The following is a 23,962-nucleotide window of genomic DNA, read 5'->3' as shown; positions in this document are numbered from 1 at the left end:
TCTCCTCACTCAGGCGACAGCCTGACTCACTTTCGGCATCGCAAGGCTCAGCGCCTGCTGTTCATCGCCCTGGCCGTGTAACAACTCACCGGCTATTTCGCCTTCACGCATGACCACAATACGGTCGGCGACGCCAAGGACTTCCGGCAAATCACTGGAAGCAAACAGCACCGCCACGCCACGTGCCGCCAGCGCATAAATCACGTTGTAAATTTCATGTTTCGCCCCAACGTCAATCCCACGCGTAGGCTCATCAAGCAGGATCACCTTCATCTCTTCCGACAACCAGCGGCCAAGAATGGCTTTCTGCTGGTTGCCACCAGACAGATTCATAATCAGCTGATCCGCACTCGGGGTTTTGATATTGAGCGAGCGAATATGGTGCTCGGCGTTTTCGCTCTCCCAGCCACTGTTGATGAGACACCCTGCGCGAATGTATTTGCGCCGGGCGCTGATATTGATGTTCTCCTGTACCGAGTGCACCGGAATAATGCCTTCGGCTTTGCGATCCTCCGGGCACAACATCATGCCGGCACGGATGGCGTGAGCAGGTTTGTGAATATTGACCTGCTCGCCGTCAATAAACACCTGCCCTTCGGTGATCTGCGTTCCGCCAAACAGCCCTTTCATCAATTCGCTGCGCCCGGCACCGACCAGCCCAAACAGGCCGACGATTTCTCCGCTGCGCACACTCAGGCTAATCGGCGTGCGTACGCCCGGCGCTTTCACCTGCTCCAGGCGCAGGCGCTGCTCGCCATATTCGCGCGGCTGCCAGCCGTAAATATCGCCCAGCTCGCGCCCAACCATCGCCTGTACAAGCTGGTCATGATTGACCTGCTGCATATCGGTAAAGGTGCGCACATAGCGGCCATCTTTAAACACAGTGATGGCGTCGCTCAGGGCAAATATCTCCTCCATGCGATGCGAGACATAAAGGATGACTCGCCCCTCTTTACGCAGCTCGCGGATCACGCGAAACAGGTTGTCTATCTCACGCGCAGAAAGGGAACTGGTTGGCTCATCAAAGGCGATTATTTTGGCGTTACGCGCCAGCGCCTTGGCGATTTCCACCATCTGCCACTGGCCGATAGAGAGGTATTTCAGCGGCGTTTGTGGGTCGATATCCAGCCCCAGATGCTGAAGCTGCAAACCCGCTTCATAGTTGAGCAGGGAGCGGTTCACAATGCCGCTTTTATGCGGCAACTGGCCCAGATAGATGTTCTCGGCGACGGTCATTTCCGGCACCAGATGCAGCTCCTGGTAAATAATGGCCACCCCGGCGTTGAGCGCGGCGGTGGTATCGGCAAAGGAGACTTCTTCTCCTTTTATTACCAGCGTGCCGGTCGTCGGCGCGTAGTTGCCGCTGAGGATTTTAAGTAGCGTTGATTTACCGGCGCCGTTTTCGCCCATCAAGGCGTGAACCTGCCCGGCATAACAATCAAAACTGATCTCGCTGAGCGCTTTCACACCGGGGAATGTCTTACCGATGCCGCGAAACGAGAGGTAAGGAGTAGACTGTTGCATAACGTCTCCGCAAAACAGTTCATTGTACGTCTGGCTCCCCGCTTATGCGGGGAGCGCAACCAACAGAGAATTACAGTCCTTTTTTCGCCAGTTCTTCTTTGAAGTTATCGCGGGTGATCAATACCACATCCGTAACGGCGGTGAATTTTGGCGGTTCCACGCCTTTGGTCACCCAGTTGTACAGCAGCTCACTGGTTTTGTAGCCGTGAACGTCCGGGCTTGGCAGCAGGGAACCAAAGAAGCCCGTCGCCTGCGCTTTGGACAGCTCGCTCACCGCATCCACGCCGTTAATGCCGATACCGATAACGTCAGCCGCTTTAAAGCCCTGCCCTTCCGTAGCACGCACGCCGCCAAGCACGGTGTTGTCATTCATACCCAGCACCAGCCAGTGTTTCACTTCCGGATGCTGTACCAGCAGGGAGTTACCGGCATCAAATGCACCGGGGATATCGTTCGATTTTGTCGGCACCTGGTAGATCTGTTTTTCCGGGAAACCGGCTTTTTTCAGCGCATCCATGGAGCCAGTGGTACGCCGGCGAGCGGTATCCAGTTCGTTAGCCGTAATCGCCATCACGCCGGTCTGTTTCACATCCCAGCCGCGTTTTTGCATCTCTTTGTACAACTCATCGCCCTGACGTGCGCCAATTTCACTCGCCGCCATCATCACTAACGGCACCGATTTCATCGGCTCACCTTTGGCGTTGACGAACTGGTCATCGACGGTAATGACTTTCATGTCGTAACCGCGCGCTTTGGCAACAATTGCGGAGCCCAGTTTCGGATCGGGAGTACAGATAACAAACCCTTTCGCGCCGCTGGCCGCCAGGCTATCAATGGCGTTCAGGGTTTTTTCACCATCGGGGACGGCGATTTTGATCACTTCGAAACCTAAATCTTTGCCTGCCTTGTCGGCGAATCTCCACTCCGTCTGGAACCATGGCTCTTCTGGTTGTTTAACCAGAAATCCGAGCTTCATGGTTTCAGCGATAGCGGATTGTGACATAACTGCAGCCAGGCCGATGGCCGCCAACGCTTTAGTGAATTTGTGCATGGTAAACTCCAGCTTTAGCATTCTTTTATGTAGGGAAAACAACTCATCAGGTCTTTTAAAAGTTCATAAAACAAGGCATTAGAGTCCATACGTCACTGGAGCTCTGTGCTGGAAATAGTTTTAGCGGGAAATTGATTCTCCATAGGAGAGCGGCATCACACGGCTGAATTACAGTAATTCCGTACATAAATTCAGCGATTTATCACATAAAATCAGCCGTTTTTGTCTGACAAATAAGAAGGGTAAAAGCAGGATAATCCATAACATCAGCCAGCTTATCCTTGTGCCCGGATACAGGACGCATCCGGGCGGAAAAATCACCAGCTATAGTAGATATGCTCGGCGTGATCTCGCGCCGCGATTTCATTCCCTTGCAGGCGCGCGGCTATGGTTAAGGCAAAATCAAAAGCCCGTCCCAGACCTTTGCCGCTGATCAGGTTGCCATCTTCGACCACTGGCGCATCAACATATTCGCCGTCGCGCACGTTTTCATATAAATCACCGGAGCAAACATAGCGGCGACCTTTCAGTAAGCCGTTTGCCCCCAGCACGCGCGCGGCGGCCGAACAAATTGGGCAAATAAATTTGCCCGCCGCGTCATGATGTTCAATAAATTGCAGCACTGCCGGGTTGGCGGCGAGGTTGACACTGCCCTGCGGACCGCCGGGCAGCACGATGGCGTCATACAGCGTCTGCGAGCGCTCGGCCAGCGTGCTGTCTGCCACCATGGGGATATTGTGATAACTGACCACCGCGCGGGACCCCGCACAGGCCAGCGTTTCGACCTCAATCTGCAAGCGGCGCAAAATATCAATGGTGATAATCGCTTCCGCTTCTTCAAAACCGGGCGCCAACAACACCGCCACTTTTTTCATTCCCGACTCCTTTTGTACAAGGTTGGTTGAATTCAGTGGCGTTATTGTTGATCAAAACAACGTTTCAAAATCCCCGCTGTGTCACAGACCGACAGACGTAACACAGCAAGAATAAAATCAGTGCGCTTCACCCTGCGGGGTGAATTTCAGTTCGATCAACGCAATGGCTTTCTGGATAGCGCGGCGGGTGACCGGATCGGCGGCTGCCGGATGGGTAGTAAAATCGATGCTTTTTAACTGGTTCGCCATTTTCTCGCGCACTTCAACCGGCGCGATGACGTCAATAACATCAAGGATTTGTTTAATGACCAGCTGGCAGGCGACGACATCAGAGACCAGTTCCTGTTCAGCAGAAAGAATTTGCGACATATGAGGCTCCTTTTCTAAAGGGCGTCATAGTAGCGGGAAATGCCTGGCAAGAGTAGTTTTGTCCCCTTCTGCCATCGAATGGCGGGCATAAAAAAACCTGCTCGCAGCAGGTTTTTTTATCATCAGAACATAGCGCCTGGCGGTACGTCTTTGAAAGTTTTGCAATAGGTTTCAAACATATGCTTCAGGATTTTACGCAGTTTCATTTGTTACTCCGGCGATGTGTTATGCAGGTGTTACGTCTCAATGCGCATATAATATGACCTGCATCACAAAAAGCAAGTTCAATGTGATGGAAATCACGCTTCAAAAATCAAAAGTGCAGTAACTTTGTTAAAAATTCAATTATAAATCCTGCGGTTAGCACGCTAAAAAAATTTTTAGCATCTTCAATTATTTTTGCAAATGGCATCCCAACAATGAGTGAAAGCACCCTTTCGCGAAAGACAGGAGGTCTTTCTCCCGCAGCGCTACTGGTAGCCGGCGCTTTCTTTATGGAGTTTATCGACGGCACAGTGATCGCCACGGCGTTGCCGGATATGGCGAAAACCTTCGGGGTGGAAGCCGTCGCGCTCAATATTGGCATCAGTGCCTATTTGATCACACTTGCAGTGCTGATCCCCGCCAGTGGCTGGATTGCCGACCGCTTTGGTGCGCGCAATGTTTTCTCACTGGCACTGGCGATCTTTACCCTCGCCTCGGTGCTTTGCGGGCTTTCGACCAGCGTTGATATGTTTGTTTCGATGCGAATTTTACAAGGCATCGGCGGTGCGTTAATGGTGCCGGTCGGCCGTCTTGCGGTGTTGCGCACCACGCCGAAACACCAGCTCATTACCGCTATCGCCACGCTGACCTGGCCCGCGCTGGTCGCGCCCATTATTGGTCCACCGCTCGGCGGTTTTATTACCCACTATGCCAACTGGCGCTGGATCTTCTTTATTAATGTGCCGCTGGGCCTGCTGGCGATTGCGCTGGCGTTACGCATTATCCCCAATATCCGCGAGGAGGAGCGCCGTCCATTCGACTTGCCGGGTTTTATTGCCACTTCTGTGGCGATGGTCAGCCTGGTGTACGCTATGGAGGCGTTAGGTTCTGAACATCCGCAAGGTACGCTAACGTTGGGTTTGCTGGCACTCGGCGCGTTAACACTTGCTGTTACCCTGCGCCATTTTCAGCGCGCAAAATGGCCGATGATCCGCCTCGACGCCATGAAAGTGCCGACATTTCGCGTAACCATGTATGGCGGTTCACTGTTTCGCGCCTCCATTAGCGCCGTGCCATTTCTGTTGCCGCTGCTGTTTCAGGTCGGATTCGGCATGGATCCGTTCCACGCCGGGTTGTTAGTGCTGGCGGTGTTTGCCGGTAATCTTTCCATCAAGCCTGCCACTACACCGCTTATCCGCTGGCTGGGTTTCAAAAAGCTACTGTTAATCAATGGCGCGCTCAATGTGCTGGCGCTGCTGGCCTGCGCATTACTGACTGCGCATACTCCGGAGTGGCTGACATTTGTGATCCTCTATCTCGGCGGCGTGTTCCGTTCGGTGCAGTTCACCGGCGTCAGTACGCTGGCATTTGCCGATGTACCGTCGCCGCAAATGAGTTATGCCAACACGTTATTCAGCACGGCGACACAATTGGCGGTGGGCTTAGGCATTACACTGGGGGCGATTGGTATTCGCATTGGTGAGCATGTCAGTACGTGGTTACAAATAACCGCCATTGAGGGGATCAGCTTTCGGCTGGCGTTTGTGTTTATTGCGCTGATTTGTCTGGTGGGCATGATTGATACCCTGCGGCTAACAAAGGATGCGGGTAGCGCCGTGTCACGTAAACAGAAAGCCTGATGCAGGAAAGGAAAAAGATAAAAGCCGCAACATCTGTTGCGGCTTTTTATTATCAGGCGAGGACTTCGCGAACGAAGGCTTCAATCTCTTTATTCTGGCAGTTTTCAAAGAAACATTTCTGGAAACGTTCACCAGAAACGGCGGTTTTCACCAGCTCACGGTCGATAGCGCGCAGCGTATCGAGATAGTTCTCTTTTACCACCGCCGCTTTCACCTGGTTCAGAATTCCCGCGTTGCGCACCTGCGGTTCTTTGCGCTCCGGCGGGTAACCTTCCCCTTTACGACCAGTAAAGGCTTTCTCAAAGATAAAGCGCACGTTCAGTTCTGCGCCCCAGCCAAAACCTTTGGCGAACGGCAGTGCCAGTGCGTTACCGTTGTTGATTTGCGCGAACAGGAAAGCATCCGCCGGATCGATACAGTAACCGCACACCACACCCGGGTGAATATTCAGTGACATCAGCGCGCCCTGGCCAGTGCCACAGCCGGTTACCACGAAATCCACTGCTTTGGCATTCAACAAAATACTGGCCATAATACCAAGGTGGATATAGGTCAGATGGTGGTCGTTCTCATCGCTCATCCCGACGTTAAAAACCGGGAAATCTTTCTCATCGGCAACCGTCTTCAGCTCTTTGAGGATGATGGCGTTTTTCGCCGCCTGGCTGTTTTCCATCATCAGTGCAATTTTCATTTTTGATCTCCTGTAACATGCTTCAGATAGCAAAGGTTGGGTAAACCTTACTACCTGACAAACATACTTTCAAATTTAATGAAAAATGGTTTTAAAAATCAGAAGCAGGCTCACAGTTTTTGCTCTTCGCGCATTGCCGTCGCGATTAGTAGAGGCTGTTCGGCGGGTTATTCTGTCGATTGCCTGCAAATCAACGCGATAAGATGAGATCATGCCAAAATGAAACAGAGTGATTTCATGAAGAGAATAGTTGTAGCCGCCTCGCTGCTCCTGCTCGCGGGATGCACGATGACGAAAGAAGCGGAGATCAGTAGCGTGGATACCATTAGCGGTCTGGTACGCCTGAGCTATAACCAGTCGATGATGCAAACTGCAAAATACGACACCTATACCGCGCAGGGGACTGCTAATAAACAGTGCCAACAGATGGGGTATGCCACCGCAGTGCCTTACGGTCAGCCGGTGCAAACCTGTAGCCTGATTAGCGGCTCGGTCTGTATGAATACGAAAGTAACTATTCAGTACCAGTGCCGTGGTGTGGCTTTTACGCAAACCAAACCGACCTGGTAAATTCTTAAGCCAGTATAATTCTACTGGCTTATCTTTTTATTAAAAATAAAAACAATTCTCATTCATTTAATTAATTGCCGGCAATGCGTGTTATTCTCATTATCTTCTTAATGCATTTATTTTTTATTTTACCTTTTGCAAATAATTAAATAACAAATTATAGTGAGCGCTCCTTTCGCCTGATAATTATATTTATGGAGCCGCGCCATGTTAAAAGCAGAGATGATCGAAAAATTAAATGAACAAATGAATCTGGAACTGTTTTCTTCCCTGCTCTATCAGCAGATGAGCGCATGGTGCAGCTACCATAGTTTTGAGGGTGCGGCCGCGTTCCTGCGCCGCCACGCGCAGGAAGAGATGACGCATATGCAGCGCCTGTTTGATTACCTGACTGATACCGGCAGCCTGCCACGTATCAATGCCATTGAATCGCCGGTTGCTGAGTATGCTTCACTCGATGTTCTGTTTCGCGCAACGTACGAACATGAACAACTGATCACGCAGAAAATTAACGAGCTGGCACATGTTGCGATGACCACTCAGGATTATCCAACATTTAATTTCCTGCAATGGTATGTGGCGGAACAGCATGAAGAAGAAAAACTGTTCAAATCAGTGATTGATAAATTAACACTGGCAGGTAAAAGCGGCGAAGGTCTTTATTTCATCGATAAAGAACTGGCGACGCTGGACACACAAAACTAATATTACCGGCGGTAAAGAATATTCTTTACCGCCTTTTTTATTAATGCCTGCAGATTTTACTTTCGTGAGTAGAAAATCCCTCTTCCGCCGGAATAAACTTTCCGCGTGATGCCAGAAATGCGACCAGTTCAGCCGCCGTCATTCCTTCCGCTGAGCAGGTATGAAAACGCGCCGTTTCGCCAAACCGCTGAATAATTGCTGCCGTCAGACTCTCGTTTGAATAGCGCTCTCCTGTTTCAATCATCATATTCAACACTTCATGACCGTGAATGGATGTCATAGCTCCTCCCCGAAAAAGATGCATCATAAACTCAACATTTACTGTGGATGTTGCGCTAAAACAGGTTTACATGCATCCGACACCGCTGGTGCAGCGCCAGTCCTGCTTATTCACGGTAGATTTAAAGTAGCGATAATTTGCCGTTTCCCGCAGGATGCCGTTTTCAAAAACAACCCGGTCAGCCAGTCGACGTTGTCAATAATCCACTCTTCTTTCGGCAAGCCTTGAACAAAGGCCGGGTCAATGATCGGACGGATTTCCCTCGTCCCCCTATCCTTTTGCTGGCGAGATTCTGCCAATGCTATCTCTGGCTCCAAACCAGTGAATTTGTCAGTGACCATGACCAAGCAGGTTTCCGCTGCGCGACCATCGCGTTGTAAAGGGATTATTACCCGGCATTGCCCGCCCTCAATATGTTGAGGGTTAAGAATATTTTTTAGGTTACGCCGGATTGCCGCGTAAAAACGTCTTCCTGATGAAGTAGGCAAATCTGGCAATTTTTCTTCGCTGGTGTCCGAAAGAAGGTTGTCGTAAAGAAATAAATACAGCCCATGTAACGGTTGTTTGACGAAATCACTGAATTGTCTTACTCTGCGCCGCATCTTGAGCTGGCAGTGTGTTTTATTACAGAGGAAAGCGTGAAGAATCGAACACTGGGTAGTGTTTTTATCGTCGCCGGAACCACCATCGGCGCGGGAATGCTGGCAATGCCGCTGGCAGCGGCAGGCGTAGGTTTTGCAACCACTTTTGTTTTACTTTTCACTTTATGGGCCGTGATGTGTTACACCGCCCTTCTTCTGCTGGAGGTTTATCAGCATGTCCCGGCAGATACCGGACTTGGATCGCTGGCCCGGCGTTATCTGGGGAAATATGGTCAGTGGGTGACAGGCTTTAGTATGATGTTTTTGATGTATGCGCTGACGGCGGCATATATCAGTGGCGCAGGTGAATTGCTGGCCGCAAGCATCAGCGCGTGGCTTAACATTTCGCTTTCGCCCACGGCTGGTGTGTTACTGTTCACTTTTGTTGCCGGCGGCGTTGTGTGCGCAGGAACCTCACTGGTCGATCTGTTTAACCGTTTTCTGTTCAGCGCCAAACTGTTGTTCCTGGTAGTGATGCTGGCGCTGCTGATGCCGCATATTCATAAGGCTAATTTGCTGACCATGCCGCTGGAAAAAGGTCTGGCGCTGTCCGCCATACCGGTCATTTTCACCTCATTTGGTTTTCACGGCAGCGTCCCCAGCATCGTCAGTTATATGGGCGGCAATATTCGTAAACTGCGCGGGGTGTTTATTACCGGCAGCGCCATCCCGCTGGTAGCCTATATTTTCTGGCAACTGGCGACGCTTGGCAGTATTGATTCCCAGACCTTCACCGGGCTGCTGGCCAGCCAGGCCGGGCTTAATGGTCTGTTGCAGGCATTACGCGAAGTGGTGGCATCACCACACGTTGAGTTAGCGGTACATCTGTTTGCCGACCTGGCGCTTGCAACCTCTTTCCTTGGTGTATCGCTCGGTCTCTTTGATTACCTTGCCGATTTGTTCCAGCGCCGCAACAATGTCGCAGGACGTTTACAGACAGGCGCTATCACGTTTCTGCCACCGCTGGCGTTTGCGCTGTTTTACCCGCGTGGCTTTGTAATGGCGTTGGGCTATGCCGGCGTTGCTCTTTCCGTGCTGGCGCTGTTGTTGCCTTCAATGCTGGCATGGCAAAGCCGTAAGCATCATTCGCAAAGCGGTTATCGCGTACTCGGCGGCAAACCGGCGCTGTGTCTGATTTTTGCCTGCGGTGTCGCGATTATTGTTATTCAGTTCTCTATCGTCGCCGGGTTGCTCCCGGAAGTGGGTTAATCACCGCCATCAGGTGTGAGTGCTGGCATGTTCAATGCACATACTCACACCGCTCTTCCCTTCATTAAGGGGTCAGCATTTTGTTCACTCTCTACAACATTCCAGGCAGATGATTGCCAGCGCACAAGCACAGGTAAGCTTACACGCGTCAGCAAATGCATGAGTTATGACACCGCTATGCAGGGAACGTGAAATGAAAGAAGGAAATTTCAGGGCATAGAAGAGTTGTACAAACTGCGCATTATGGCCGCAAGGTTGCTGTCGCTCCCATCGTTGAACGGGTAAAAATATTACGAAACGATATTATGGAACATGAAATACAGGCATAAAAAAACCGCCTTTAAGGGCGGTTTCACGACACTGCTTATCATTGATTTTATTCTTGTTTTCCCATGGTACCCGGAGCGGGACTTGAACCCGCACAGCGCGAACGCCGAGGGATTTTAAATCCCTTGTGTCTACCGATTCCACCATCCGGGCTCGGGAAGGAAATTGGAGGCGCGTTCCGGAGTCGAACCGGACTAGACGGATTTGCAATCCGCTACATAACCGCTTTGCTAACGCGCCTGAATACTACAGGTTTTGCAACCCGCACCCGCTAATATAGCCGATGCGTTAAACTGGAGCGGGAAACGAGACTCGAACTCGCGACCCCGACCTTGGCAAGGTCGTGCTCTACCAACTGAGCTATTCCCGCATTATCAACATTTCTTGTAATCTCTTGATTTTACAATCATCTGGCGAGCTGCGCTGCCTTCCGATGCGTTGCATTCTACTTACCTGACGCACTGAGTCAACGATATTTTTCAAAACCCGGATCGTTTGCTGAAAATTGCGACGAAACGATCACGGTTCAAGCAGATCGCCACGCGCAGCATTGAGGTATTGCAGCATTGACCACAGCGTTAATACTGCGGCAACGAAAAACAGCGCAATGCCGGCATATTCAACCCAGATATTCGGACGCCAGAGGAGCCATACCAGCGCGACCATCTGCGACGTGGTTTTGACTTTACCAATCCACGAAACGGCCACACGGCTGCGCTTACCCATTTCCGCCATCCATTCACGCAACGCAGAGATAATGATCTCCCGCGCGATCATCGTTGCCGCCGGCAGCGTCACCCACCAGCTGTGGTAGTGTTCTGCGACCAGCACCATCGCAATCGCAACCAGCACTTTGTCAGCAACAGGATCGAGGAAGGCACCAAAACGGGTACTTTGATTCCAGCGACGCGCCAGAAAACCGTCAAACCAGTCGGTTACCGCAGCACAACAGAAAATTAGCGCACAAACAAACGGCGCCCACGGAAAGGGAAGATAAAACGCCAGCACGAAAAACGGGATCAGGATGACGCGAAATAGGGTAAGCAACGTAGGGATATTAAATCGCATAGTGGCGTTAACTGTCTGTTGTCCGTAAATATTCGCTCTATGGTGCTACAGAGCCCTTAATGTTTCAACGAGTAGTAGATCTTTTCTGCCAGTCCTTGCGAGATCCCCGGCACTTTTGAGATTTCATCAATACTTGCATTGAGTAGACCTTGTAAACCGCCCATATATTTTAACAACATCTGACGTCGCTTCGGCCCGACACCTTCAATGGTCTCCAGTGAACTGGTGTTTTTCACTTTCGCGCGTTTTTTCCGGTGTCCACTGATGGCGTGATCGTGTGACTCATCGCGAATATGCTGGATAACGTGCAGTGCTGGTGAATCCGGCGGCAGGCTAAAACCCTCCCCCTCCGGCTCAAAGAACAACGTTTCCAGACCCGCTTTACGATCGGCCCCTTTCGCCACACCCAGCAGCAACGGTTTATTTTTATTCCACGCCACATCCAGTTCGGCAAAAACGGCTTTCGCCTGCCCTAATTGCCCTTTACCACCATCAATAAGGATCACATCGGGGATTTTGCTCTCTTCGATCGCTTTACCGTAGCGGCGACGCAGCACCTGATTCATCGCCGCGTAGTCATCACCCGGCGTGATACCACTGATGTTGTAGCGTCGATACTCCGCACGCAACGGCCCATTGGCATCAAATACGACGCATGAGGCCACGGTTTGCTCCCCCATCGTATGGCTGATGTCGAAACACTCCATGCGCTTCACTTCCGGCAGCTTAAGCACGCTGGCCAGCGCAGCAAGCCGCTGGTGAACCGTGGATTGCTGAGAAAGTTTGGTTGTCAGCGCCGTAGCGGCGTTGGTACGCGCCAGCTTAAGGTAACGCGCACGATCACCGCGCGGTTTGGTTTGCACATTCACCCGCCGGCCAGCGAGTTCGGAAAGCGAGTCGCTCAGCAGCGTTTTATCGCTCAAATTGAAATCGAGCAAAATTTCACCCGGCAAGGTACGCATCTGGCTCCCCTGCAAGTAGAACTGACCAACAAAGGTCTCCACTACTTCGCCAAGCTCCGTCCCGCCTGGCACTTTCGGGAAATAGCTGCGACTACCGAGCACTTTTCCCTGCCGGATAAACAGCACATGCACGCAGGCCATTCCGGCATCAAAAGCCACGCCAATAACGTCTAAATCATCGCCAGTATTAGAAACAAACTGTTTTTCCGTCACGCGGCGTACGGCCTGAATCTGGTCGCGGATACGTGCCGCTTCTTCAAACTCCAGCGCCTGGCTGGCTTTTTCCATACGCGCGATAAGCTGAGTCAGTACCTGGTCATCTTTACCGGCAAGAAAGAGGCGCACATAGTCAACCTGCTGCGCATATTCCTCTTCGCTGACCAACCCGGCGACACACGGCCCAAGGCAGCGACCAATCTGGTATTGCAGGCAGGGGCGTGAGCGGTTGCGATAGACGCTGTTCTCACACTGGCGAACAGGGAAAATTTTCTGCAGCAGCGCCAGCGTCTCGCGCACAGCATAACCGTTCGGGAAAGGCCCAAAGTACTCCCCTTTGGCATGCTTCGCACCGCGATGCATGGAAAGACGAGGATGCGTATCACCGCTGAGAAAAATAAACGGGTAGGATTTATCGTCACGCAGCAGCACGTTATACCGGGGCTGGTAGAGCTTGATGTAGTTATGCTCAAGCAACAGCGCTTCGGTTTCCGTATGGGTAACGGTGACATCAATCTGTTTGATCTGTGCAACCAGCGCTTCCGTTTTGCGCGAGGCAAGGTTGCTGCGAAAATAGCTGGAAAGCCGTTTTTTCAGGTCTTTCGCTTTACCGACATAGATAACAGTGCCGCCGGCATCATACATACGATAGACGCCGGGTTTACTGGTAACCGTTTTGAGAAATGCTTTCGAATCAAAAACTTCAGTCACTGACTTATTAACGTCTCCGCATTGCACAACCCGTGGCGAATAGCGAGGTGCGTCAGTTCGACGTCGCCGTGAATGTTCAATTTGCTGAACATACGATAGCGGTAGCTATTCACCGTTTTTGGGCTCAGATGTAGCTGTTCTGAGATCTCATTGACCTTCTGGCCTTTGGTGATCATCAGCATAATCTGCAATTCACGTTCAGACAAACTGTCGAACGGCGAGTCCGTTTTTTCGGGTTCGATTTGGCTAAGCGCCATTTGCTGAGCAATGTCGGAAGCGATATAGCGCTGACCAGACTGCACAGAGCGGATAGCGTTCACCATTTCCTGCGGCGCAGCGCCTTTGCTGAGGTAGCCCGCTGCGCCTGCCTGCATCACTTTCGCGGGCAGTGGGTTTTCAGTGTGGACAGTAAGCATAATCACTTTGGTATCAGCATTACCACGCGCGATTTTCCGCGTCGCTTCAAGGCCGCCGATACCAGGCATGTTCATATCCATCAGAACGACATCAACCGTATTGGCGCGACACCATTTAATGGCATCTTCCCCACAGTTGACCTCACCGATAACTTTTATGCCCTTAATGTCTTCAAGAATGCGTCGTATCCCTGCGCGCACCAGTTCATGGTCATCAACAAGTAGTACGTTGATCAATGGAGTATCTCCGGAATAGGGATAACGCGACAAAAGCCTAATTCAAGGTATATTAACTTTTTTTCATCTAACAGTGAAAGGTTAAAAAACCAGTAACTTTCGATTTTGTTCGCGTTTTTGGAAATTAAGTTATACAGCGTGTGGAAAGTCCCGCGATCTTTTAAAGCGCAGCGCTAAAAAAGTTTTAGCCGTGCTTTTCAAAAAGTTACTCGAAAATTGTCTTTGCATGTATGATTATTAGCACGCTTTGCATGTAACAACAATTAACTGCCTCTAAACCTTGCTTAAACATATATTCTTCGACAATTAAACGCAGTACCGTTAATTACCGTCAGGTTTAATTTAATAAACTGAAAAGAATGATCAAAAAACAACCACTGCTTTCTTTTGCCATCATTATGGTATACTCCGCCGCTTTGACAGTGTCCGTCGCGCACCTGTGCGACACCGTAACGAGGAAAATAAATTGAGCACACCTGATTTTTCCACTGCTGATAATGCAAAGGAACTGGCGCTGGAAGTCTCCTGCCTGAAATCAATGATTACGCTGATGCTGCAGGCCATGGGCCAGGCAGACGCCGGACGCGTTATCCTTAAAATGGAAAAGCAAATCGAACAAATGGAAGACGAAGCTCAGGCGACGGTATTTTCCGGTACTGTTAAGCAAATTAAACAAGCCTATCGCCAGTAAATAATAACCGGCTGCCAAAATAAGTTTGTCAGCTGGCTATCTTTGCCGGGCAAAACATAAGGGACATTTAAATCATCCCTGTCGCCGCTGCGTAGCATGCGATCTGTGTTTTGTTCGGCGCGTTAAATTTCTTCTGCATATTTTTTTGATGAAAATTAACGGTGTTTTCGGAGATGGATAAAATCATCGCGATCTCTGCAGATGTTTTACCTTCCGCCGTCCACTTGAGAATTTCACGTTCACGCTTACTGAATTTCATTTCAGGCGCCAGCACCATCTGATCTTCCAGACGCGTTAATGCCAGCAGGCTTAACTGCACCAACGTCTGCAGGCGCAATTCAATTTCATCATCCGACATCATTTTGCCAAACAGACTGGTACGCGACACGGACAAAAAGCCCATCGCATGATTGGGCAACATCAGGCACTGCGAAATACCTTTACGCAATCCGTGATCCCGTGCGGCATCCCACAATACCGTGGCATCGCGAAAGAGTTTGTCATTCCAGGGAAGATGTCCCTGAATGAAGTTTTCAGCCTTCAGCACCGGGTCAATAGCAAAGTAATTCTCTGCCTGATAATGCTGCATCCACGCTTGTGGATAAGAGGTTTCAACGCTCAACTTCGGCCGGGTAAAAGGCACCGGGTGACGAACGCAAAGCGAAAAATAATCAAATTCCAGCAGCTGTGTCTGCCGCTGTAATTCGGAATAAACATCCTGGGATGTTGTCATCTCCTGGAACCGCGACATCATGTCACGACGCCAGGTAAAGAATTCTGTATCCTGCATACCGACCGGTAATACCCCTGGTTTTAATAATCATTATTTTGTATACAATAAACTAACACATAAAACTTAATTATAAATATAAAATATCGATACCGCCGGAAATAAGTTGCGTTTAACGCCAACGTTAACGGTATCTTCAGGAGGGAATAACGGCCTGACGTTTCAGGCGCACAACAGAAAACCGGGAAATATCCCTGCAAAATTTGTACGTAATAAAACCAGCGAACTTTAACTAAAGTGAAATTAACGCGATTCAGCCGCAATGGGCGCTGAACCGCGAAGGCATTACTGCATGAGGAATTTTTCCAGAAACTGGCGCGTACGCGGTTGCTGCGGGTTGGCAAACAGCGCTTTCGCGGGTCCTTGTTCCACAATGCGCCCCTGATCCATAAATATTGCCCTGTCCGCCACGTCACGTGCAAAGCTCATCTCATGCGTGACAATCACCATCGTGCGTTTTTCCTGCGCCAGCTGGCGAATGGCATTAAGCACTTCACCCACCAGCTCAGGATCGAGCGCGGATGTCGGCTCGTCGAAGAGGATCACATCCGGACGCATCGCCAGCGCGCGGGCTATCGCCACACGCTGCTGCTGCCCGCCGGACAAGCGCCGCGGGTAGCGATTCTCTTTGCCACTCAGCCCCACTTTTACCAGCAGTTCGCGCGCCCGCGCGACCGCCTCGTCTTTGGGCTCGCCTTTCACGATCACCGGCCCTTCAATAATGTTCTCCAGCACTGTCCGGTGCGGGAACAGATTGAAGTTCTGAAAGACAAACCCGACATGCTGGCGTAACTGGCGGATAGCACTTTTCTGCTGGCTCAGCGATCGCGCGGTATCAATGGTGATATCGCCCACGCGGATTGTGCCGTTCTCCGGCTGTTCAAGCAGGTTAATACTGCGCAACAAGGTGGTTTTACCGGAGCCGCTCGGGCCAATAATCGCCACCACTTCGCCCTGTTGCACCTCAAGATCGATACCGTGCAACACCGTCTGGCCGTGGAATTTTTTCACCAGGTTTTTCACGTCGATAGCACTCATTTCGGATCACGCTCCTGACGATTAAGCTGGTTTTCGAAATAGTTTTGCAGCGAAGAAAGCACCGTCGCCATTACCCAGTAAATCAGCGACGCCGCAAGGTACATAGTGAACACTTCCAGCGTACGGGAGGTGATTAACTGCGCCTGACGGAACAGTTCCGGCACCTGGATAGTGGCTGCCAGTGACGTATCTTTCACCAGGCTAATAAAACTGTTGCTCAACGGTGGCAGCGCGACACGCGCGGCCTGCGGCAGAATCGCGCGACGCAGCGTTTGCCACGGCGTCATGCCTATACTGGCCGCCGCCTCCCACTGCCCTTTATCGATAGACGAAATCGCCGCGCGCAACGTCTCCGCTGCGTAGGCCGCCGTATTAAGTGACAGACCAATCATCGCCGACGGAATAGGATCCAGCTCAATACCAAACTGCGGCAGACCGTAGTAGATCATAAATAACTGGGCGATAAGCGGCGTACCGCGAAAAATCGAAATGTAAAAACGCGCCAGCCAGCGCACAGGTAAGAACGACGACATGCGCATCAGCGCCAGCAGAAAGCCCAGCAGTAAACCAAAAAACATCCCGCCAATACTGAGTTGCAGTGTAAATACCGCGCCCTTTAACAGGTAAGGCGCGGAGTCGATAACCAGTTGTAGACTCTCTTGCATTATTTTTGCTCTGCCTGGGAATTAAATATGGGGGTGATAGGCAAACAGCGCCGGTGCGCCGCCCGTATGGATAAACAGGATTGGCCCGTTATCTTTAAAGCGATTCTGTTCAATACCATCCAGTAACCCGGCCATCGCTTTGCCGGTATAAACCGGATCGAGCAAAATGCCTTCCAGACGGGCAAGCAATTTGACCGCTTCCATTCCTTCATCATTCGGCGTGCCGTAGCCTGGCGCGAAGTAATCATCCCACAACAGAATATCGGCATTGGCCTGCAATTCGAGTTCTCGCGCAATCGCCTGTTGCAGCTTCACCACTTTCGGTTTCTGATCCGCAACGCTACGCGAAACCGTCACGCCAATCAGCTCCACCTCCGGCATCAGTTGCTCAAGCCCGACCGCCAGCCCGGCGTGCGTACCGGCACTGCCGGAAGCCACCACCACCGACGAAAGGGCCACCGCACCTTCGCATTGCCGGGCGATTTCCAGCGCACTTTCCACATACCCCATTGCGCCCAGCGCGTTTGAGCCACCAACCGGGATCACATAAGGGCGAAAACCCTGCGCTTCTATACGCGTCGCCAGTTCCTCCAGTTGCGCAGTGGGATCCGTCAGCGCATCGCACATTTCGATCTGCGCATTGAACAGATCCAGCAGCAAGCGGTTGCCATTGGTGAGGTAGTTTTCTGCTGTGGTGCCAATTGGGTTTTCTAATAGCGCAACACAGTGCAGGCCTAATTTAGCCGCCACGGCCGCCGTCTGACGAACGTGATTGGACTGAATCGCCCCGGCGGTAATCAGCGTATCAGCGCCCTCGCGCAGCGCATCCGCCGCCAGAAACTCGAGCTTGCGCAGCTTATTGCCGCCCATCGCCACCGGCGTGACATCATCGCGTTTAATAAAAATTTCTCGCCCCAGGTAATCGGAAAGCCGCGGCAAATATTCCAGCGGCGTGGGCGCACCAATCAACTCCAGGCGCGGAAAGCGGGTCACATTGTGCAAGGGCATAAAACCTCCGAAGACCGGGTAACGTTAGCAACTGCTTTTTATTATGCACACTAAAAGCGATCAAATAAAAAAGGCGCTTGATTAAGCGCCTTTTTTTTAGCGGGCAACGATTACTTCGTCACATCCGCGCCAAACCATTTTTCCGACAGCGTTTTCATGGTGCCGTCTTTTTGCATCTCGGCAATGGCTGCGTCGATAGCTTTCAGCAAATCGTCATTACCTTTACGCAGCGCAACGCCGGATTCCTGACGCGAGAACGCATCTCCCGCTACCGCCAGCGTATCTTTGGTTTTCTTCACCAGATCCAGCGCGGCCAGACGATCGACCAGGATGGCGTCAATACGGCCAACGCGCAGATCCTGATATTTTGTCGGGTCATCATCATAGGTGCGAATATCAACGCCCTGCACGTTCTTACGCAGCCACTCTTCATAGTTAGTGCCGAGACCCACGCCCACTTTCTTGCCTTTCAGGTCCGCGGCGGATTTGATGCCCGCTTCGTTCCCTTTTTTCACCAGCGCCTGGATACCAGAAACGGTATAGGGCGTGGAGAAATCATACTTTTTCTTGCGCTCATCGGAGATGGTGACCTGGTTAATCACCACGTCGATGCGTTTAGAATCCAGCGATGCCAGCATGCCGTCCCATTTGGTGGGTTTCAGGGATGCTTTTACGCCAAGATGCTGCGCCAACGCTTCGGCGAATTCCACTTCAAAACCAGTAAGCTTGCCATCGTCGCCCTGGAAACTAAACGGCGGATACGTGCCTTCCAGACCCACCAACAGCGTGCCACGCTCTTTGACTTTATTGAGCAGGTTTTCCGCCGCGAATGTTTTCACGCTCATACCTGCTACCAGCGCGACGGCCATCACACCCATCAGCGCCTGACGTCCCAAAAGTGCTAGTTTCATAGTTACCCCGATAAAGAAATTGGCTGTAGTGTAAGGTGCCTGACGCTAAGTACAAGCACAACTCGGCTACATCTTATTCCTTTTTAATATAAATCAGATGTTGCACCTACAGCGATTTTTTGCACGGAGGCAAAACGCATCTGGGTTTTAAACTGCGCATATTTGCGCAAGGCAATCCGATAATTATTGGTGCTGGTCGCAGGTAACCACGGTTCCAGATTTTCGTCGAGGAACCCTTCTTCAAGCAGCTGTCGGGAAATATTAAGTTCAGTGAGATGGTTGCCGAGGCGGCGCAAACGCACGACATACTCGCGCACCGTACCGTGGCTCATTTCGGTTTGTTCGAAGAGATATTGTTTAAAACCGATGATATCGAAGAAATCGCTCTGCTCTTTGCAGTGCAGATCGCCGCAAAAACGACAGAGTGCGACCCACTCTTTTTGCTCTTGTTGCCAGGCCGCTTCATCCAACAGCATATCCAGACGCGAAATCGCGATTTTATTCACGATCTCGCCCCGGCGTACCAGCGTGATGCGATCAAGCAGCTTGTGGCAGTGTGCGCAATGCGTCTGGCTGTGTTTAAAGTCTTTAAGGTAGCGGCTTAGAGGCCGTCTTTTAGGTTGCTGCACCGTCATGATAACTCCTGGTTGTCAATGCGTTGTACGGCATTTACCAGGAGTGATGCAGAATCACCGACCTATAACTTACCCAGCTTGGTACGTAAGCGCTTAATGGCCTGGCTATGGAGCTGGCTGACTCGCGATTCCCCGACTTCCAGAACGGCGCCAATCTCTTTCAGATTGAGTTCCTCCTGGTAGTACAATGTCAGGACAAGTTGTTCACGTTCCGGCAGCGATTCAATCGCTTCCATGACCCGGTGACGTAAATTACTTTCCATTAACTGGAATAACGGGTTTTCCTGTTGATGATCGTCAGTGACCAGCTCGATACTGTCGCCATGCTCTTCCCGCCATTCATCATAGGAGAAAAGCTGGCTGTTATTGGTATCGAGCAGCATCTGACGGTATTCCTCTACAGGAATTCCAAGACGCTGCGACACTTCTGTTTCCGTCGCGTTACGTCCCAGTTCTTGCTCAAGTTGCCCCATTGCCTGCGCCACTTCGCGGGCATTACGCCGAACGCTGCGCGGCACCCAATCGCGGCTGCGCAATTCGTCCAGCATCGCCCCACGAATACGCTGTACTGCGTAAGTGGTAAATGCCGTTCCTTGCAGAGCGTCATATCGGTCTACTGCATTCAGTAAACCGATACCGCCCGCCTGTAGCAGGTCGTCCAGTTCCACACTCGCCGGCAAACGCACCTGCAGGCGCAATGCTTCGTGACGCACAAGAGGTACATAACGCTGCCACAGCGAGTGTTTATCCATTACACCTTCAGCGGTATAGAGTGAATTCACGATAAACAGCCCTGCGTTAATTGAGTTATCGGCACGATTATCCGATTCTGGAGTGGTTTTAATCGGATGAATAGTGGGTGAAATGGGGGGTTATTTTGCTGGTTAGATATCAAACCCGTGCTGTCAATCGAAAAAGCATTCAAGTCACATCCACTTTCCTTAATAAAATCATGTTGTTGCCCTTGGGAACCATCTTTTTTTGATTCAGTAACTTTTTCTTTAGAAAATGTCCCGCTTAAAAAAAGGGGACATTTTTAGTAAAAGCTCATAGAGGCAAGAAGCTATATCGTGACATACTTATGCTCTTCAATTTTTTCTGCAAGTTTTTTTAAATCAATATTTTTCTTGAGTTTAAAAACACCGAGACTTTCAGAACGTTCCACAACGTCAAGGAACCTTAATACATCGTGGTAACTTGGCCGATTCCAAAAATCATGAATGAGAATAAAAGTCTTTCTTATATTTTTCTGGTATTTTAGAGTATGTTTAATCGCATTTAATGTACACGCCACACGGAAACGGCCGTCAATAAGAATCAAATCAAACCCATTTTCAAAGCGCAAAATGGCTTCGCTATAATGAGGGAACTTATCTTTCTCCGTTTCATCAATCGGATAACCCCAGTCTTTAGTAGGTCCAATATCAACATAATCTACTTTACACAGCTTTCCAGCCTCTTTGCGCAAGGTCTCTACCCAAAACTTGTCACTTTCAACACCGTAAACTTCGACACCATGTCTGATCGCTAATTTTGTCGACCCACCACTACCGAACTCAAAATAACTTTTCGTTTTTTTAAGATATTTTTCAAATGTACTCCTTTCAACGAGAGACATTCGAGGTATTTCCGGAATAATAGCATCTGGTTCGTTGGCATTAGGTCCCACGAGTGCAGTCTCATTCTGCGACTCGATCGCATCCAAGTATCGCGATGCCCGATCTTCATCATTCATGAGTAATATCGAATGCGTTACATCAGATCTCTTGTAAGCCATATGCATGATAAAGCAAATTTTTTCCCTCAGATCTGCTGAAAGCGATGCGAGCCTTTTCTCGCATGGGATGAATAGCATATTTGCCGCAACCATGTGAGCCGGTAATAACATATCATTCGTTGATTCACTGTCCGGATCTCCATACTCAATATTAGTGAAGCTTTGGAAAACAAAACCCATCCCATGTAATACGGAATGAATTTCTTCATAAAACATTTGGCCCTCATGTGTCGGTTTAAATGTCGTACGGATATCTAAGACCAGACACTCTCTAATTTTATTCGTGCCGTACATGAATAACTTGCGCAAATCAAAGCGATTATCAAGTATAAGCCATTCTATTCTTTGTAAGCTTTCAATTTCGTCCAACTTCTCAGTATGGGCGAGTACTTCAGTAATAACTTTTTGCCCGCCAAACTCTGTTCTCGGTTTTAAATCACTGCTGTAAGCCGGATCAAGACAGAGATGTACATTCGCGGGTTCACCGTCACCGAAGATAAACAGTTTAGTGTGTAAGACATTATTTTTACGGACTGGGAGTTCATCTTCACGCACATTTCCAACAATATCCATAATAATGGACTGGAGCGCGTCAGTAGAAAGAAGAGAAAGAAATAACTCACTTTTAACAAATTCCGCACCATAATCGACAGTAATAATTTTGCCGCTTAGATGAAAATTAAACTCTTCGCTATCATCTTTTTGTCGTATCTCTGAAATAGCCTCCGGTTGCTGTAGCATTACAGGCTCAGGTTCGTCACAAAATTGTGGCCCAGTGTTATCACTTAAAGTGAGTGCTTCAGCCGCTTTCCCGTCACAGTATCTTTGCCAGATAGCGCGCATGGCATGAGAAAAATGCAGAGCGAATTTTTTACCATCACATACAGGGGAATTAAGTAAAATTTCACGCAGATGCTGACGAATTATTGTCAGGCTCGACAAATCCTGTGTCAGTCCCACAACAATATTTATATATTGTTCCCAATTTTCTGCAACAAGCTCATTCATGCCAGCATTTGTAAGATGTGTTGCTGAATGGCGTCCCGCAAATGTTGGGCCTGGAAGCGTGACCACAGGCACTCCCATGATCATCGCTTCACACGTTGTCAATCCACCTGAATATGGCCACGGATCAAGAGCGATATCAACATCGTTATAACAAGCCAGCAGTTCTTTATGTGGAGAACGGCCTTCAATACGCACGCGATCGCGTGAAATTCCGTTCATTTCAAGCTGGGAAAGCACACGTTCTTGCAAGCCTTCATTCTCAAAGTTGAAGCTTTTCAAAAAAAGCCTAGAGTCCGGAACTGCATGCATAATAACTGACCATTGCCGCAACAGTACCTCATTGATTTTAGTGGCGTTATTAAAGCAGCCGAAAGTGATATACCCCTTACTCTTAACAGGATTATCACTCAGAGGAGGTAAATAAAGCGGTGGATCGTAACAAATATAATCGTTCGGCATTCTGATAAGCTTTTCTGTATAATATTTATCACTACCTTCAGGCGTTTCGATATTATCGCTGATTAGATAATCTATGGTCTTGAGGCCAGTACTACTAATCAGGCCGCCCACCCATTTTACCAGGATAGGCGCTGGCGCCAATTGAAGTGTACGCATGCGACTATTTGAATTGTAGCCGCTCAAATCCAGCAATATATCTATTTCATCTTCTCTAATTATGCTATCAAGCTTCTCTGCTGAATAGTTTGCAACAACTGTCCACTTAGAACAAAATCTTTTAATGCGCTTGGTGGTATGGTCATTTTTAAAGTTTGTGCTGTAAGCATAAAACTCCAATTGAGCTGGAGAAATATTTGATAGAGTTTGTATGATCATATTGCCAACAGGGTGGCCGCGTAATCCATCTGAAATCATGCCAATTCGCAAACATCTATTTTTTTCTTTATTTTTCGGTTTAGCTCGACAAAAGTTTCCAGGTCTGAATTTTTTCTGCCATTCATTGCAGATAGCCAAAATATTTTCTGGCGTTTGTTGAGGATTGTAATGTGCTCCAACAATTCGGTTAAAGAACGGAAGAGGGTCATATTTCGTTAGCTTCGACGCGGTATCGAAGGCTGCGTCCATTTCATTAAAAAGGCTGAGATCTTGATAGACCATGCCTAAGTTATTCCAATGTAGCCAATTTTCAGGTTCTTCAATAAGCAATCTCTGGTAAACGGCAACCGCCGTTTCATATTTTTTTTGCTTAAGGAAAACGGTTGCCTGAAAAGAACGAAACCGAATTGCATCACTCTTATTAACAAAAGCGAGAATATCATTTAATAGACGCTCAGCCTCTGTATATCGCTCAGTGTGGTACAACAATTCCACTTTTGCGTAGAGTGCATTGATATAACCAGTATCAAGAGCAAGCGCTTCATTATAGCTTTGTTCCGCAAGTGTATAGCTTCCTAACGCAAAATAGGCTTGACCAATAAGGAATAGTGTCAATGGGTCCTTACTATTTTGAGATGCTAAGTTTTGTGCAAGCTGTAGTGCCTTTGTAGGTTCATTATCTAAGCTACCGAAAATTTCTTCGATTTTTTTCTTATAAGTCAATGCATTGACAGAGCCAGCAACGTTGTTGGCAACTTTGGATTTCATATCGGTAATCCTTTTATGATGATACGCATACAGAAGAAGCACCGTATGCACCGTAATAAGGAAAGAGTAGGCAATACAAAAAGAAATAACGGGCAAAATACCCGTTATTTTTGATGCTATTTATGAGGATTGCGACGTGAA

24 protein-coding genes and 3 tRNA genes are annotated in these 23,962 nt (G+C 49.5%); 5 read left to right on the top strand and 22 right to left on the bottom strand.

All coding sequences use genetic code 11. The features are described from left to right. Positions 1-9: 9 nt before the first annotated feature. The 5 genes from araG to azuC all read right to left on the bottom strand — a co-directional run bounded on the left by araG (position 10) and on the right by azuC (position 4,025). A complete protein-coding gene (gene araG, locus AAIG26_RS00135) occupies positions 10-1,524 on the bottom strand; it encodes an L-arabinose ABC transporter ATP-binding protein AraG (protein WP_020454157.1) in 1,515 nt (504 codons plus the stop codon). A gap of 70 nt (positions 1,525-1,594) precedes the next feature. Continuing rightward, entirely contained in the window at positions 1,595-2,575 is a 981-nt protein-coding gene (locus AAIG26_RS00130; protein WP_020454158.1) for an arabinose ABC transporter substrate-binding protein, read from the bottom strand. 317 nt (positions 2,576-2,892) lie between these two features. After that, the gene (locus tag AAIG26_RS00125) at positions 2,893-3,450 is read right to left on the bottom strand and encodes a DJ-1 family glyoxalase III (RefSeq protein ID WP_020454159.1); all 558 of its coding nucleotides are present in this window, start codon (positions 3,448-3,450) and stop codon (positions 2,893-2,895) included. A 117-nt stretch (positions 3,451-3,567) separates the two neighbouring features. Next, positions 3,568-3,819, bottom strand: coding sequence for a DUF2766 family protein (locus AAIG26_RS00120; protein ID WP_343179326.1), 252 nt, complete (start codon positions 3,817-3,819; stop codon positions 3,568-3,570). Between the two features lie 122 nt (positions 3,820-3,941). After that, positions 3,942-4,025 carry a stress response protein AzuC gene (azuC, locus tag AAIG26_RS00115; protein ID WP_017458329.1) on the bottom strand — a complete coding sequence of 28 codons (84 nt, stop codon included), beginning with the start codon at positions 4,023-4,025 and terminating at the stop codon, positions 3,942-3,944. Between the two features lie 213 nt (positions 4,026-4,238). Here azuC and AAIG26_RS00110 point away from each other — a divergent pair, with 213 nt between their 5' ends. Further along, positions 4,239-5,663, top strand: coding sequence for an MFS transporter (locus tag AAIG26_RS00110; RefSeq protein WP_097405748.1), 1,425 nt, complete (start codon positions 4,239-4,241; stop codon positions 5,661-5,663). 52 nt (positions 5,664-5,715) lie between these two features. Here AAIG26_RS00110 and AAIG26_RS00105 read toward each other — a convergent pair whose 3' ends face one another. Further along, positions 5,716-6,354, bottom strand: coding sequence for an RpiB/LacA/LacB family sugar-phosphate isomerase (locus tag AAIG26_RS00105; protein WP_017458331.1), 639 nt, complete (start codon positions 6,352-6,354; stop codon positions 5,716-5,718). A 237-nt stretch (positions 6,355-6,591) separates the two neighbouring features. On the opposite strand from AAIG26_RS00105, the gene yecR reads away from it, so the two are divergent. Together yecR and ftnA are read left to right on the top strand one after the other, a co-directional pair. Next, the gene (yecR, locus tag AAIG26_RS00100; protein ID WP_343179325.1) at positions 6,592-6,924 is read left to right on the top strand and encodes a YecR family lipoprotein; all 333 of its coding nucleotides are present in this window, start codon (positions 6,592-6,594) and stop codon (positions 6,922-6,924) included. A gap of 207 nt (positions 6,925-7,131) precedes the next feature. Beyond that, positions 7,132-7,629, top strand: a complete 498-nt coding sequence (ftnA, locus tag AAIG26_RS00095) for a non-heme ferritin (protein WP_020454164.1) — start codon at positions 7,132-7,134, stop codon at positions 7,627-7,629. 40 nt (positions 7,630-7,669) lie between these two features. On the opposite strand, the gene AAIG26_RS00090 is transcribed toward ftnA, so the two are convergent. Then, entirely contained in the window at positions 7,670-7,909 is a 240-nt protein-coding gene (locus AAIG26_RS00090) for a YecH family metal-binding protein (protein WP_097405746.1), read from the bottom strand. A 110-nt stretch (positions 7,910-8,019) separates the two neighbouring features. After that, entirely contained in the window at positions 8,020-8,511 is a 492-nt protein-coding gene (locus AAIG26_RS00085) for a hypothetical protein (RefSeq protein ID WP_343179323.1), read from the bottom strand. Positions 8,512-8,547: 36 nt separating this feature from the next. Between AAIG26_RS00085 and tyrP the strand changes: the two genes are divergently transcribed. Further along, entirely contained in the window at positions 8,548-9,759 is a 1,212-nt protein-coding gene (tyrP, locus tag AAIG26_RS00080; RefSeq protein ID WP_045511397.1) for a tyrosine transporter TyrP, read from the top strand. A gap of 393 nt (positions 9,760-10,152) precedes the next feature. Here the strand turns inward: tyrP and AAIG26_RS00075 are convergent. The 6 genes from AAIG26_RS00075 to uvrY form a co-directional block, all read right to left on the bottom strand. After that, positions 10,153-10,239 (bottom strand) — tRNA-Leu (locus AAIG26_RS00075). Between the two features lie 13 nt (positions 10,240-10,252). Further along, a tRNA-Cys gene (locus tag AAIG26_RS00070) sits at positions 10,253-10,326 on the bottom strand. Between the two features lie 54 nt (positions 10,327-10,380). Continuing rightward, positions 10,381-10,456 (bottom strand) — tRNA-Gly (locus tag AAIG26_RS00065). Between the two features lie 149 nt (positions 10,457-10,605). Further along, positions 10,606-11,154 carry a CDP-diacylglycerol--glycerol-3-phosphate 3-phosphatidyltransferase gene (gene pgsA / locus AAIG26_RS00060; RefSeq protein ID WP_017458337.1) on the bottom strand — a complete coding sequence of 183 codons (549 nt, stop codon included), beginning with the start codon at positions 11,152-11,154 and terminating at the stop codon, positions 10,606-10,608. 56 nt (positions 11,155-11,210) lie between these two features. After that, complete coding sequence (gene uvrC / locus AAIG26_RS00055) at positions 11,211-13,043, bottom strand: excinuclease ABC subunit UvrC (RefSeq protein WP_313626197.1); 1,833 nt, start codon at positions 13,041-13,043, stop codon at positions 11,211-11,213. Beyond that, entirely contained in the window at positions 13,040-13,696 is a 657-nt protein-coding gene (gene uvrY, locus AAIG26_RS00050; RefSeq protein WP_020454168.1) for a UvrY/SirA/GacA family response regulator transcription factor, read from the bottom strand. Before uvrY ends, uvrC begins: the two co-directional genes overlap by 4 nt. A 466-nt stretch (positions 13,697-14,162) precedes the next feature. On the opposite strand from uvrY, the gene AAIG26_RS00045 reads away from it, so the two are divergent. Next, positions 14,163-14,387 carry a DUF2594 family protein gene (locus tag AAIG26_RS00045; protein WP_020454169.1) on the top strand — a complete coding sequence of 75 codons (225 nt, stop codon included), beginning with the start codon at positions 14,163-14,165 and terminating at the stop codon, positions 14,385-14,387. A 67-nt stretch (positions 14,388-14,454) separates the two neighbouring features. Here the strand turns inward: AAIG26_RS00045 and sdiA are convergent, their stop codons facing one another. From sdiA to AAIG26_RS00005, 8 genes are all read right to left on the bottom strand, one after another. After that, on the bottom strand, positions 14,455-15,177 hold the full coding sequence (gene sdiA / locus AAIG26_RS00040) for a transcriptional regulator SdiA (protein WP_020454170.1): 723 nt from the start codon (positions 15,175-15,177) through the stop codon (positions 14,455-14,457). A gap of 285 nt (positions 15,178-15,462) precedes the next feature. Next, positions 15,463-16,215, bottom strand: a complete 753-nt coding sequence (gene tcyN / locus AAIG26_RS00035; RefSeq protein ID WP_160269644.1) for an L-cystine ABC transporter ATP-binding protein TcyN — start codon at positions 16,213-16,215, stop codon at positions 15,463-15,465. Beyond that, a complete protein-coding gene (tcyL, locus tag AAIG26_RS00030) occupies positions 16,212-16,880 on the bottom strand; it encodes a cystine ABC transporter permease (protein ID WP_020454172.1) in 669 nt (222 codons plus the stop codon). The genes tcyN and tcyL overlap by 4 nt, the downstream gene beginning before the upstream one ends. Before the next feature lie 21 nt (positions 16,881-16,901). Then, a complete protein-coding gene (dcyD, locus tag AAIG26_RS00025; RefSeq protein ID WP_343179321.1) occupies positions 16,902-17,888 on the bottom strand; it encodes a D-cysteine desulfhydrase in 987 nt (328 codons plus the stop codon). Positions 17,889-17,998: 110 nt separating this feature from the next. Then, on the bottom strand, positions 17,999-18,799 hold the full coding sequence (gene tcyJ, locus AAIG26_RS00020; RefSeq protein ID WP_017458346.1) for a cystine ABC transporter substrate-binding protein: 801 nt from the start codon (positions 18,797-18,799) through the stop codon (positions 17,999-18,001). Positions 18,800-18,882: 83 nt separating this feature from the next. Next, positions 18,883-19,434 carry a flagella biosynthesis regulatory protein FliZ gene (gene fliZ / locus AAIG26_RS00015; protein ID WP_017458347.1) on the bottom strand — a complete coding sequence of 184 codons (552 nt, stop codon included), beginning with the start codon at positions 19,432-19,434 and terminating at the stop codon, positions 18,883-18,885. A gap of 62 nt (positions 19,435-19,496) precedes the next feature. Next, the gene (locus tag AAIG26_RS00010) at positions 19,497-20,216 is read right to left on the bottom strand and encodes an RNA polymerase sigma factor FliA (RefSeq protein ID WP_007371523.1); all 720 of its coding nucleotides are present in this window, start codon (positions 20,214-20,216) and stop codon (positions 19,497-19,499) included. A 281-nt stretch (positions 20,217-20,497) separates the two neighbouring features. Further along, entirely contained in the window at positions 20,498-23,821 is a 3,324-nt protein-coding gene (locus AAIG26_RS00005; protein WP_343179317.1) for a tetratricopeptide repeat protein, read from the bottom strand. Positions 23,822-23,962 lie beyond the last annotated feature (141 nt).

The sequence above is a fragment of the Kosakonia sp. PSU_27 genome (assembly GCF_039409795.1).
Lineage (GTDB): Bacteria > Pseudomonadota > Gammaproteobacteria > Enterobacterales > Enterobacteriaceae > Kosakonia.
Note: the sequence above shows the minus strand (reverse complement) of the source record. Positions and strands in the feature narration are given on the sequence as shown.

Coding starts and splice junctions, on each gene's coding strand:
- araG (WP_020454157.1), bottom strand. CDS start 1,524: ATGCAACAGTCTACTCCTTACCTCTCGTTTCGCGGCATCGGTAAGACA.
- AAIG26_RS00130 (WP_020454158.1), bottom strand. CDS start 2,575: ATGCACAAATTCACTAAAGCGTTGGCGGCCATCGGCCTGGCTGCAGTT.
- AAIG26_RS00125 (WP_020454159.1), bottom strand. CDS start 3,450: ATGAAAAAAGTGGCGGTGTTGTTGGCGCCCGGTTTTGAAGAAGCGGAA.
- AAIG26_RS00120 (WP_343179326.1), bottom strand. CDS start 3,819: ATGTCGCAAATTCTTTCTGCTGAACAGGAACTGGTCTCTGATGTCGTC.
- azuC (WP_017458329.1), bottom strand. CDS start 4,025: ATGAAACTGCGTAAAATCCTGAAGCATATGTTTGAAACCTATTGCAAA.
- AAIG26_RS00110 (WP_097405748.1), top strand. CDS start 4,239: ATGAGTGAAAGCACCCTTTCGCGAAAGACAGGAGGTCTTTCTCCCGCA.
- AAIG26_RS00105 (WP_017458331.1), bottom strand. CDS start 6,354: ATGAAAATTGCACTGATGATGGAAAACAGCCAGGCGGCGAAAAACGCC.
- yecR (WP_343179325.1), top strand. CDS start 6,592: ATGAAGAGAATAGTTGTAGCCGCCTCGCTGCTCCTGCTCGCGGGATGC.
- ftnA (WP_020454164.1), top strand. CDS start 7,132: ATGTTAAAAGCAGAGATGATCGAAAAATTAAATGAACAAATGAATCTG.
- AAIG26_RS00090 (WP_097405746.1), bottom strand. CDS start 7,909: ATGACATCCATTCACGGTCATGAAGTGTTGAATATGATGATTGAAACA.
- AAIG26_RS00085 (WP_343179323.1), bottom strand. CDS start 8,511: ATGCGGCGCAGAGTAAGACAATTCAGTGATTTCGTCAAACAACCGTTA.
- pgsA (WP_017458337.1), bottom strand. CDS start 11,154: ATGCGATTTAATATCCCTACGTTGCTTACCCTATTTCGCGTCATCCTG.
- sdiA (WP_020454170.1), bottom strand. CDS start 15,177: ATGCAGGATACAGAATTCTTTACCTGGCGTCGTGACATGATGTCGCGG.
- tcyN (WP_160269644.1), bottom strand. CDS start 16,215: ATGAGTGCTATCGACGTGAAAAACCTGGTGAAAAAATTCCACGGCCAG.
- tcyL (WP_020454172.1), bottom strand. CDS start 16,880: ATGCAAGAGAGTCTACAACTGGTTATCGACTCCGCGCCTTACCTGTTA.
- dcyD (WP_343179321.1), bottom strand. CDS start 17,888: ATGCCCTTGCACAATGTGACCCGCTTTCCGCGCCTGGAGTTGATTGGT.
- tcyJ (WP_017458346.1), bottom strand. CDS start 18,799: ATGAAACTAGCACTTTTGGGACGTCAGGCGCTGATGGGTGTGATGGCC.
- fliZ (WP_017458347.1), bottom strand. CDS start 19,434: ATGACGGTGCAGCAACCTAAAAGACGGCCTCTAAGCCGCTACCTTAAA.
- AAIG26_RS00005 (WP_343179317.1), bottom strand. CDS start 23,821: ATGAAATCCAAAGTTGCCAACAACGTTGCTGGCTCTGTCAATGCATTG.